Genomic DNA, 10,504 nt, shown 5'->3' on the forward strand with positions numbered 1-10,504 from the left:
AGGAGTGGCGGCGAAGGAGCCACAAGGCTCCGAGCACACCACTCCCAACTCCGAAGTGGGCGATACTGGGATTGAACCAGTGGCCTCTACCGTGTCAAGGTAGCGCTCTCCCACTGAGCTAATCGCCCTTGCGATGCGAGGTGGAGACGGGATTTGAACCCGTGTACACGGCTTTGCAGGCCGTTGCCTCGCCTCTCGGCCACTCCACCAGAGCGAGACCTGATGGGGCCTCTCAGAGCGGACGACGGGATTCGAACCCGCGACCCTCACCTTGGCAAGGTGATGCTCTACCAACTGAGCCACGTCCGCGTGCCGGTCCGGAGGTCGCCCTCCGGGCTCGCATGGACAACTCTAGCGGAATCCTGGAGTGCTTGCGTACAGAGCGGGGGTCTCCTCGGTGAGTTCGGCGTGGAGGGTGTTCCAGAAGTCGAGTTCCTTGTCCTCTTCGAGGTGGGCGATGCGGCCCCAGAACTCGCGGTCCTCGGCCTCGTGGGCGGCGGCGAGGGAGAGGGCGGGCATGAGGGTGGTGCCGGCGTCCGCGGCGTCGAGGTCGGCGGGGGTGACGTCGGCCGGGAGGGCGACGGGGGTGGACGGGCGGTGGTGCTTGCCGCGCTTGCGGACGCGGATCGGCGGGGAGGTGGGGGCCTTGGCGGCGGCGGCGCGGCCGGCGGCGAGCGCGACGGTGCCGCAGAGGATGAAGGCGAGGATGCCGCCGAGGACGACGTCCTGGGCGGGGAGCGGCTCGGCGGCGCCGTTGTGCTCGGCCTCGTGGGTGTGCGTGGACGTGACCGGGGCGCCGACCTGGTCGACGGTGGGGGCGGGGGCGGCGTGCTTGGGGGTGTACTTGGCCTCGACCTTGACCTTGGACGGGTACCCGTAGCCCACGACGGTGCCGGTGTCGCGGGTCTTGCGCATGAGCTTGTAGCCCTCGGCGTTGCCCTCGATGGTGTGGAGGGTGTGCCCGTCGACCTTCTCGACGATGCCGACGTGGTCGATCTGGTCGATGTCGTGGGAGCCGTTCCAGTCGTAGAAGACGATGGCGCCGGGTTCGGGGTCGTGGCCCCAGGCGTCGTGCTTCTTGAACCACTTGGCGTGCTCGACGGTCGAGGCGAACTGCCCGGCCTGGTCGGTGACGTCGGCCTTGTCGGCGGCCCAGGCGAGGAACATGTCGCACCAGGGGGCGGTGGAGAAGTACTCGTCGTGGTCGCCGTCGACGTTCTTGCGGTACCACTCGCCGAACTTGGTGTAGCCGTCGCCGTGCTCGGTGTAGCCGAGCTCCTTCTTGGCGATGTCGAGCAGCTTCTTGCCGATCGGGTCCATCTCGCTCCCAGCGCCTCGCTCGTTCGGGCAGGGTGCGCCCGACCGGGGGGAGGAACGTGCCCTGTCTGTGCCCCGTCGTCTGAAACGACCGTTCCAATGGTCACGTTCCGATCTCGACGGAATGTAATGCAGGTAAACGACGGGCGGCAACCTGTTCCGGGTAAACGGTCAAAACGGACTACTCAGTAGTAGCCACGCGGGAGGACGGTGACCGGACACGGGGCCGCCCGCAGGACCTTCAGCGCGACCTCCCCCAGGAAGACGCGGTGGGCGGCGGCGTCCTCGCTGGACGCGCAGACGAGGAGCTCGCCCTCGGGCCAGTCGACGTCGTCCAGGGCGTCGGCGACGTCGTCGCCCTCGGCGAGCTCGGCGGACACCTCCTCGGGGAGCAGGTCGGCCGAGTCGAGGGCGAGCCGGATGGCGAGCGCCAGGTCGTCGCGGAGCGGGTCGCCGTCCACGTCCCCGATGGCGAGGGTGACCAGCCGGAGCGGGACGTCCAGGCGCTCGGCGGCCTGCGCGGCGCGGATGACCGCCTCGTCGCACTGGGGCCGCCGGACGTACATGACGGTGATCCGGCCGAGCTCGTCCGGCGGGCTGTAGCCGGACGGCGCGAGCATCACCGCCTCGGTCGCCGAGTGCAGCAGGTGGTCGGCGGCGGCGCCGACGCCGATGCGGCCGCGGGCGCCGCCCTCGGGGGAGCCGACGACGATCAGATCGGCGCCGATCCGGCTGGCGAGCACGGTGAGCCCGCGCCCGACGCTGCGCCCCTCCTGGACGATCAGGTCGGCCGGCTGGCCGTCCAGGAGGTCGGCGAGCGGGTCCAGGACCGCGCGGGCCTCCCCGGCGGCGGCCGGCAGGTCCGGCGGGTGGACGTGCGCCACGCTCAGCCGGCCGCCGGTCAGCGTGACGATGCCGCGCGCGAGGTCGAGCGCCTCCCGCCCGCCCGCGTCGGGAACGTATCCGGCGAGCACGTGTTCACCGATCATGTACCCGAGCATTCCCCCGCGGCGGCCCGTCAGACCAGATGTGGTTCGCGATGGCACCTGACGGCGACGGCGTCCGGCCAGACCGCCGAGTGGGCGAGCCAGTGCTCCAGGAGCGACGCGTCGCCGGTCGCCTTCACCTCGGCGGCGTCGTCCGGGGCGAGCCGGCGCGCCGACACCGGCAGCAGGTCCTGGACGGGCCCGGTGGCGGTCACGTCCGCGTCCGCGGACCCGTGCTCCCAGACCGGCCCGCCGGGCGTGCGCGTGATCAGCCACCCCGGCGGGGACGGCTCCCCCGGACGCAGGCTCAGCGTCTCGCCGTCCCCGCCGGGACGGTCGGCGCCTGGCCGGTCGACGCGCTCGAGCGGGACGTTGCCCGCGCGGCCTGACACGGCAGGAATACGGGCCCGCCGCGCGCGGTTCCGATAGAATGATTGAACGTTCTACTATCTCGGAGGCCGCCATGCAGTTCGGGATCTTCTCGGTCGGCGACGTCACCCCCGATCCGACCGACGGCCGCGTCCCCACCGAGGCCGAGCGGATCAAGGCCATGGTGACCATCGCCCTCAAGGCCGAGGAGGTCGGGCTGGACGTCTTCGCGACCGGCGAGCACCACAACCCGCCGTTCGTCCCGTCCTCCCCGACGACGATGCTCGGCTACATCGCGGCCCGCACCGAGCGGCTCATCCTGTCCACCGCGACGACGCTGATCACCACCAACGACCCGGTGAAGATCGCCGAGGACTACGCGATGCTCCAGCACCTCGCCGACGGCCGGGTGGACCTGATGATGGGGCGCGGCAACACCGGACCCGTCTACCCGTGGTTCGGCAAGGACATCCGCGACGGCATCCCGCTCGCCATCGAGAACTACCACCTCCTGCACCGGCTCTGGCGCGAGGACGTCGTCGACTGGGAGGGCAAGTTCCGCACGCCGCTGCAGTCGTTCACCTCGACGCCGCGCCCGCTGGACGGGGTGCCGCCGTTCGTGTGGCACGGCTCGATCCGCAGCCCGGAGATCGCCGAGCAGGCCGCCTACTACGGCGACGGCTTCTTCGCCAACCACATCTTCTGGCCGAAGGAGCACTTCCAGCGCCTGATCGGCCTGTACCGGCAGCGTTTCGAGCACTACGGGCACGGCTCCGCCGACCAGGCCATCGTCGGCCTCGGCGGGCAGGTGTTCATGCGGAAGAACTCCCAGGACGCCGTCCGCGAGTTCCGCCCGTACTTCGACAACGCCCCCGTCTACGGGCACGGGCCGTCCCTGGAGGAGTTCACCGCCGAGACGCCGCTCACCGTCGGCAGCCCGCAGCAGGTGATCGACAAGACGCTGACGTTCCGCGACCACTTCGGCGACTACCAGCGCCAGCTGTTCCTGATGGACCACGCGGGGCTGCCGCTGAAGACCGTCCTGGAGCAGCTCGACATGCTGGGCGAGGAGGTCGTCCCGGTGCTGCGCAAGGAGTTCGAGGCGCTCCGCCCGGCGCACGTCCCGGCGACCGCCCCGACCCACGCGTCCCGTCTCGCCGCCCTTCCCGCAGAGGGGGTCAAGTGACCACGCTCGCCGTCGTCTCCGCCGGTCTCGGGCGGCCGTCGTCCACCCGGCTGCTCGCCGACCGCCTCGCCGCCGCGACCGCCGAGGCCCTGCGCGGCGACACCGCCGTCGAGACGATCGAGCTGCGCGACCACGCGCACGCCATGGTCGACGCCACCCTGACCGGCTTCCCGTCGGGGGCGTTCCGCGCCGCCGTCGAGACCGTGACGGGCGCGGACGGCCTCATCGCCGTCACACCCGTCTTCAACGCGTCCTACACCGGCCTGTTCAAGACGTTCTTCGACGTCCTCGACCGGGACGCCCTGGAAGGCAAGCCGGTGCTGCTCGGCGCGACCGGCGGCACCGCCCGCCACTCCCTGGCCATCGACTACGCCATGCGGCCGCTGTTCGCCTACCTGCGCACCAGCGTCGTCCCGACCGCCGTCTACGCGGCGTCCGAGGACTGGGGGAGCGCCGACACCGCCCTCCCGGACCGCGTCGCCCGCGCCGGCGCCGAACTCGCGGCCCTGATGGAGGCGCGTCCGGCCCCGGCGAAGGACGACCCGTACGAGAACCCGGTTCCCTTCGAAGAACTGTTGTCCACAAGTAGCCGTTGACCCGGCGGACTCCCGCGCCTGCGGGAAAAATGAGCATGTGCTTGGAGACGCGATCGGTGCGCCGCCCGGCCCGAGGGGGCCGATGCGCGGTCGCGGCCGATCCGCGACCCGTCCGCGGCCGGCCGTGAGAGTCCGGGCGGTCGGCGCGGCACCATCCGCCGGCGTACGCCATCGGCGCCGGGCCCACCGCCGCGGCGGAGGCGGTCATGGCGCCCGGTGAAGCGGAGAGCACGCACAGCTTCACGCGCGAGCACGCCCGGAGGGCACCGCGCGGCAGGTCGGCCGCGATCCGGCTCTGGCTCGCGAAGCCCCCGCTCGCCATGGTCGCCTCCGCCTACCTGAAGACCCTGGACCTCGCGCGGCTCGCCTTCGGCGCGCGACGGCGGCGCAGCCCGCCGCCGCTGCCGCCGCCCCGGCGGGACGCCGACGACGCCGCGATTCTGGACGTCCCGCTGCGCGACGGCTTCCGCTACGTCCACGAGCCGCTGAGCCGCGCCGAACCCGGCCTGCCCGACCTCGCGGACGGGTCCCTGGCGGAGGCGCTGCGGGAGCGGATCACGTTCTCCCGGGGCGGCACGTTCCTCATCTCCGGGTTCCGCGGGGTCGGCAAGACCACGCTCGTCCAGCGCGTGCTGGAAGATCTGGAACGAGACCCTCCGCCCGGACGCCGCGTCCTGCCCGTGGTGCTGAGCGTGGCGCGCCCGATGTCCACCGAGCATCTGCTGTTCGCGATCGTCCGCCGGGTCTTCGAGGCGCTGAACGAGGCGGGCGCTTTCGAGACGCTGCCGGACACCACCAGGCAGGCGCTCCTCCTGACCTACATGCGGACGTCGCTGTCGTTCAAGGAGATGCGCTCCGACGCCACCGAGCGGACGGCCACCGCCGACATCGGCATGTCGGCGCTCGCCGCGAAGCTCGCCGGATCCACCGGCGTCTCGCTGCCCAAGGTCGGCCTCTCGGCCAAGCGGACCCGGTCACTGGCGACGGAGGCGGCGTTCCTGGCGTACTCCGAGACCGACGTCGAACACGACATGATGCGCGTCGTCCGCATGCTGTCCGCCGCCCCGCCCCCACCCCGCGGCCTCCTGCGCGGCCCCCTGCGCGGCCTCGGCAGGTCCCGGCGTGGGCCGTTCCCGATCAGCCTGGTCGTCGTCCTGGACGAGATGGACAAGCTGACCGCCGTCCAGGACGGCATGGCGGTGGTCGAGAAGCTCCTCGGCGGCATGAAGAACGTCGTGACGATGCCGGGCGCCTACTACCTGATGGTCGCCGGGCCCGACTTGCAGGACCAGGTGCTCCTCGACTCGGGCCGGGGCAACAGCGTCTACGAGAGCGTCTTCGCCTGGCGGCTCTACACCCCGTGCAACTGGGAGGCGCCGTCCGTCCTGCTGGACGGCCTCGTCGACGGGCCCGTGGACGAGGCGGCCAGGGAGCCGCTGGATGCGCTGCGCCGCTACCTCGCCTTCAAGGCCCGCGGCGTCCTGCGCCGGCTCCTGCAGGAACTGCACACCTTCGTGGTGTGGCGGCAGGGCCGGCCCCGGCTGCGGATAACCGACGCCGACTGGGGCAAGGTCGCGTTCTACGCGCAGATGGAGGACACGCTCCGCGCCTTCTTCGCCGACACGCGCGGGAAGGTGTTCCCCACCGAGATAGACCAGGACCGGTGGCGCCTCGGCGGCTACTACGTCCTCGACTGGATCCTGCGCAGCGACGGCCTGCCGTTCACCTCCTCCGACATCGTGAAGGCCGTCGAGGAAGGGGACTTCGACGCGCTCCTGCGGATCACGCCCGCCGCCGTGGACCTGCTCCTGGAGCACCTGGAGCGGACAGGCGTCCTGGCAGTCGTCCGCCGGGTCGACGCCGATTCGACGTTCGTCGTGGACGTCTCGGACTCCCGGCTCACCTCCTACCGGCTGGCGGACGACACGATGCGGCGCCTCCGCGGGCTCGCCGTGACGAGCCAGACCGAGCGCGCCGAACTGGAGTTCACGCTGTCCCCGCAGATGCTGGGGGACAGCACCGTCACCCTCCGCCGGCCGCCTCCCTCGGGGGCGGACCGGCACGAGCCGCCTCTTCCCCGTCCCTCCTCCGGGCCGTCCGAGCCTCGGCCGGCCGCCCGGCCCGCACCGGAGCTGCGGCGCAAGGGGCTGGGCGACCGCTACGAGCTGCGCCGCCTGATCGGCGAGGGCGGGATGAGCTCGGTGTACGAGGGCTTCGACCTGGTGCTGCAGCGCGTGGTGGCCGTCAAACTGCTGCGCACCGCCCTGGCCGACGACGGCAACGCCGTCCGGCGGTTCAGGCGCGAGGCGGAGATCAGCAAGTCCGTCCGCCACCCGAATGTGGTGGAGGTGTTCGACATCGTCGAGCAGGAGGACGGGTTCGCCATCGTCATGGAGTACCTCCAGGGCGAATCGCTCAGCGACCTCGTCGCGGGGTCGCGGACGGGGCCGGCGGGCGGGCTGCCGCCGGGCGAGGCGGTCGGCATCGCGATCACCATGGCGGAGGTGCTCGGCTACCTGCACTCCCAGGGGCTGGCGCGGCTCGACATCAAACCCGGCAACATCATCATGGTGCGCGGCCAGGGGCCCGTCCTCATCGATCTGGGCATCGCGAAGTCGGTCGAGAAAAACCTTGAGTCCTGGGACACCCAGATCGGCGTGGTCGTCGGCACACCGCTGTACATGGCGCCGGAGCAGGCACGCGGCGCGCCCGTGGACGGCCGCGTCGACATCTACGCGCTCGGCGTCGTCCTGTACGTCTGCCTGACCGGCCGGCATCCGTTCGCCGAGCGGCCCGCGCACGAGGTGATGGAGGAGTTGCAGCACGGCATCCCGCTCGACACCGCGTCCCTGCCGGTCTCGGCGGGGCTGCGCCGCGTGATCGACCGGGCGACGGCCGCCGACCCCGCCGCACGGTACGAGAACGCGCGGGAACTGGCGGACGACCTCCGCGCGACCGACGAGGCGGCGGAGGGGGACTCCTCCGCCGCTCCGCCCGAGGACGAGGCCCGCCCGCCACTCGACGCGACTCGGGCGGATGATCTTTCTTAAGTATTGGCTTATATAAGTGAAGGCTGTACTTTGAGTCTCGTGCACGCGTTCGATGTGCTGGGCGACCCCGTGCGGCGCCGGATTCTGGAGCTGCTCGCCGACGGCGAGCGGTCGTCCGGCGAGGTCACGGCGGTCGTCCGGGAGGAGTTCGGGATCTCGCAGCCCGCGGTGTCGCAGCATCTGAAGGTGCTGCGCGACAGCGGGTTCGCGGTGGTGCGGGCGGAGGGGACACGCCGGCTGTACGCGGTCGACTCCGCGCCGCTGCGCGAGGTCGACGCCTGGCTCGACCGGTTCCGCCGGTTCTGGACACCGCATCTCGACGCCCTGGCGACCGAGATCGCCCGGGGCAAGCGCGCACGCCGCAACGACCCAGGGAGCGAAGCATGATCGAAGTCACGGGGCAGATCAACGCGGTACGGCGCAAGGTCGGCGAGCGGGTGCTGGAGGCCGGCACCGCGCGCACGGCGACCGTCAGCCAGGTCTACGACACCGACGTCGAGGACCTGTGGGACGCCGTCACCAACCCGGAGCGGATCCCCCGCTGGTTCCTGCCGATCTCCGGCGACCTCCGGCTCGGCGGCCGCTACCAGCTCGAAGGCAACGCCGGCGGGACGATCGAGACGTGCGATCCGCCCAAGAGCTACTCCGCGACCTGGGAGTACGGCGGCCAGACGTCCTGGATCGAGGTCCGCCTGACCCCGGAACCGGACGGCCGGGCGCGCTTCGAGCTGGAGCACATCGCCCACGTCGACGACGACATGTGGGACCAGTTCGGCCCGGGCGCCGTCGGCATCGGCTGGGACATGGGGCTGCTCGGCCTCGCCCTGCACCTGGCGACCGGCAAGAACGCCCCGGAGGAGGTCGGCCCCGACTGGGCCACGACGGACGAGGGCAAGGAGTTCAGCCGGCAGAGCGGCGAGGCATGGCGGGAAGCCCACGTGGCGTCCGGCGCCGATGAGGCCACCGCCCGCGCCTGCGCCGACCGCACCATCGCCGCCTACACCGGAGAAGCGGAGTGACCTCCGCCCGGTAGGAGGGAGTGACCTCCGCCCGGTAGGAGGGGGTGACCTCCGCCCAGTAGCAGCCTTCGTATCGAGGGTCGCGCGACCCGGCGTCCCGCCTTCTTGACGGGGAGTAGGACGTACCTTGTGCCTCCTCTTCCAAGCCTTAGCGGGGCGCCGGGGAGGATGGCGGGGTGGATGTCAGAGTGGGCGTCCGGGTCGAGGGGGTCGTGCAGGGCGTCGGGTTCCGCCCCTTCGTGCACGGGCTCGCGACCGGGCTCGGACTGTCCGGCCTGGTGGGCAACGACGCGCGCGGCGTGTTCATCGAGGTCGAGGGCGCCCCCGACGTGGTCGGACGGTTCCTCGAAGGGCTGCGCACGCGCCCGCCCCGGCTCGCCGTCGTCGAACGCGTCACCACCCGCCGGTTGGACGCGGAAGGACGCGGCGGCTTCGCGATCGTGGGCAGCGACGCGTCGGGGGAGCGTCGCGCACTGGTCTCCTGGGACTCCGCGACCTGCGACGACTGCCTGCGCGAACTCCGCGACCCCGGCGACCGGCGCTACCGGTACCCGTTCATCAACTGCACGAACTGCGGGCCGCGCTTCACGATCGTGAGGGACGTCCCCTACGACCGTCCGTACACGACCATGGCGGGCTTCGCGATGTGCGGTCCGTGCGCCGCCGAGTACGAGGACCCGGCCGACCGGCGGTTCCACGCCCAGCCGGTGTGCTGCCCGTCCTGCGGCCCGGCCCTCACCTTGCACCCGCACGCCGGCGATCCCCTCCCCGCAGCCCGCGACCTGCTCGCGGGCGGCGCCGTCCTCGCGGTGAAGGGCCTGGGCGGCTACCACCTGGCCGCCCGAGCCGCGTCAGAGGACGCGGTTGCCGCGCTCCGCTCGCGCAAGCACCGCGAGGACAAGCCGTTCGCCGTGATGGTCCCCGACCTGGCCGCCGCCCGTGATCTCTGCGTGCTCTCCGCGGCGGAGGAGGAGCTGCTGACAGGCCCTAGACGCCCGATCGTCCTGGCCCGCCGCCGCCCGGACGCGGCACTCGCCTCCGGAGTCGCGCCCGGCAACGGACACATCGGCCTGATGCTGCCCTACACCCCTCTGCACCACCTCCTCATCACCGAACCAACCGTCTTGACCAGCGGAAACGTCTCAGACGAGCCGATCGCTCACCGCGACGACGACGCACTCCACCGCCTCGCCGGCATCGCCGACGCCTTCCTGCTCCACGACCGCGCCATCCACACCCGTACCGACGACTCGGTGGTGCGGGTGTTCCGCGGCCGGACGCTCCCAATTCGCCGATCACGCGGCTACACACCGGAACCCGTGCCCATCGCAAAAGGGCGACCGGTCCTGGCATGCGGCGCCGAGTTGAAGAACACGTTCTGCCTGACCCGCGACGGCCGGGCATTCATCTCCCACCACATCGGCGACCTGGAGAACTACGAGACACTCCGTGCCTTCGAAGAGGGCATCGAGCATTTCCTCCGGCTGTTCGACGTCAAGCCGGAAGTCATCGCCTACGACCCGCATCCCGAATACCTGTCGACCAAGTACGCGCTCGACCAGGAGCTGCCGGGCGTCGCCGTCCAGCACCACCACGCGCACATAGCGTCCTGCCTGGCCGACAACGAAACGGACGGCCCGGTCATCGGCGTCGCCTTCGACGGCACCGGATACGGGACGGACGGAACCCTCTGGGGCGGCGAATTCCTCATCGCCGACCTGCGCGGTTTCGAACGAGCCGGGCACCTGGAACCGGTCCCGATGCCAGGCGGCGCCGCCGCGATCCGCGAGCCCTGGCGAATGGCCGCCGCATACGGCGCACCCTCGGACCTGCCGGTGGCGCGCCGCCCCGACTGGTCCACGGTCGCGGAAATGGCACGGCGCCGCATCAACGCACCCCTCACCTCAAGCATGGGCCGCCTGTTCGACGCGGTAGCCGCCGTCCTCGGCGTCCGCGACCGGATCAACTACGAGGGCCAAGC

9 protein-coding genes and 3 tRNA genes are annotated in these 10,504 nt (G+C 71.6%); 6 read left to right on the forward strand and 6 right to left on the reverse strand.

Annotation, left to right across the window (positions count from 1 at the left end):
* Positions 1-56: 56 nt before the first annotated feature.
* From ACIWVC_RS19745 to ACIWVC_RS19770, 6 genes are all read right to left on the reverse strand, one after another.
* A tRNA-Val gene (locus ACIWVC_RS19745) sits at positions 57-128 on the reverse strand.
* A gap of 10 nt (positions 129-138) precedes the next feature.
* Positions 139-209 (reverse strand) — tRNA-Cys (locus tag ACIWVC_RS19750).
* 27 nt (positions 210-236) lie between these two features.
* Positions 237-309 (reverse strand) — tRNA-Gly (locus ACIWVC_RS19755).
* Positions 310-351: 42 nt separating this feature from the next.
* Positions 352-1,320 carry a CHAP domain-containing protein gene (locus ACIWVC_RS19760; protein ID WP_396449223.1) on the reverse strand — a complete coding sequence of 323 codons (969 nt, stop codon included), beginning with the start codon at positions 1,318-1,320 and terminating at the stop codon, positions 352-354.
* A gap of 182 nt (positions 1,321-1,502) precedes the next feature.
* A complete protein-coding gene (locus ACIWVC_RS19765; protein WP_396449224.1) occupies positions 1,503-2,306 on the reverse strand; it encodes a universal stress protein in 804 nt (267 codons plus the stop codon).
* 29 nt (positions 2,307-2,335) lie between these two features.
* Positions 2,336-2,695, reverse strand: coding sequence for a hypothetical protein (locus ACIWVC_RS19770; RefSeq protein ID WP_396449225.1), 360 nt, complete (start codon positions 2,693-2,695; stop codon positions 2,336-2,338).
* A 71-nt stretch (positions 2,696-2,766) separates the two neighbouring features.
* Here ACIWVC_RS19770 and ACIWVC_RS19775 point away from each other — a divergent pair, with 71 nt between their 5' ends.
* The 6 genes from ACIWVC_RS19775 to hypF all read left to right on the forward strand — a co-directional run.
* Positions 2,767-3,858: an LLM class flavin-dependent oxidoreductase gene (locus ACIWVC_RS19775; protein WP_396449226.1), complete on the forward strand. Its 1,092-nt coding sequence runs from the start codon at positions 2,767-2,769 to the stop codon at positions 3,856-3,858.
* On the forward strand, positions 3,855-4,454 hold the full coding sequence (locus tag ACIWVC_RS19780) for an FMN reductase (RefSeq protein ID WP_396449227.1): 600 nt from the start codon (positions 3,855-3,857) through the stop codon (positions 4,452-4,454). Before ACIWVC_RS19775 ends, ACIWVC_RS19780 begins: the two co-directional genes overlap by 4 nt.
* A 206-nt stretch (positions 4,455-4,660) precedes the next feature.
* On the forward strand, positions 4,661-7,504 hold the full coding sequence (locus ACIWVC_RS19785) for a protein kinase (RefSeq protein WP_396454411.1): 2,844 nt from the start codon (positions 4,661-4,663) through the stop codon (positions 7,502-7,504).
* Positions 7,505-7,543: 39 nt separating this feature from the next.
* Positions 7,544-7,891 carry an ArsR/SmtB family transcription factor gene (locus tag ACIWVC_RS19790; RefSeq protein ID WP_396449229.1) on the forward strand — a complete coding sequence of 116 codons (348 nt, stop codon included), beginning with the start codon at positions 7,544-7,546 and terminating at the stop codon, positions 7,889-7,891.
* Positions 7,888-8,523: an SRPBCC family protein gene (locus tag ACIWVC_RS19795; protein WP_396449230.1), complete on the forward strand. Its 636-nt coding sequence runs from the start codon at positions 7,888-7,890 to the stop codon at positions 8,521-8,523. Before ACIWVC_RS19790 ends, ACIWVC_RS19795 begins: the two co-directional genes overlap by 4 nt.
* A 176-nt stretch (positions 8,524-8,699) precedes the next feature.
* The coding region (gene hypF / locus ACIWVC_RS19800) for a carbamoyltransferase HypF (RefSeq protein WP_396454412.1) at positions 8,700-10,504 on the forward strand (1,805 nt) is incomplete at its 3' end.

This window comes from Actinomadura sp., from assembly GCF_044508335.1.
GTDB lineage: Bacteria > Actinomycetota > Actinomycetes > Streptosporangiales > Streptosporangiaceae > Spirillospora.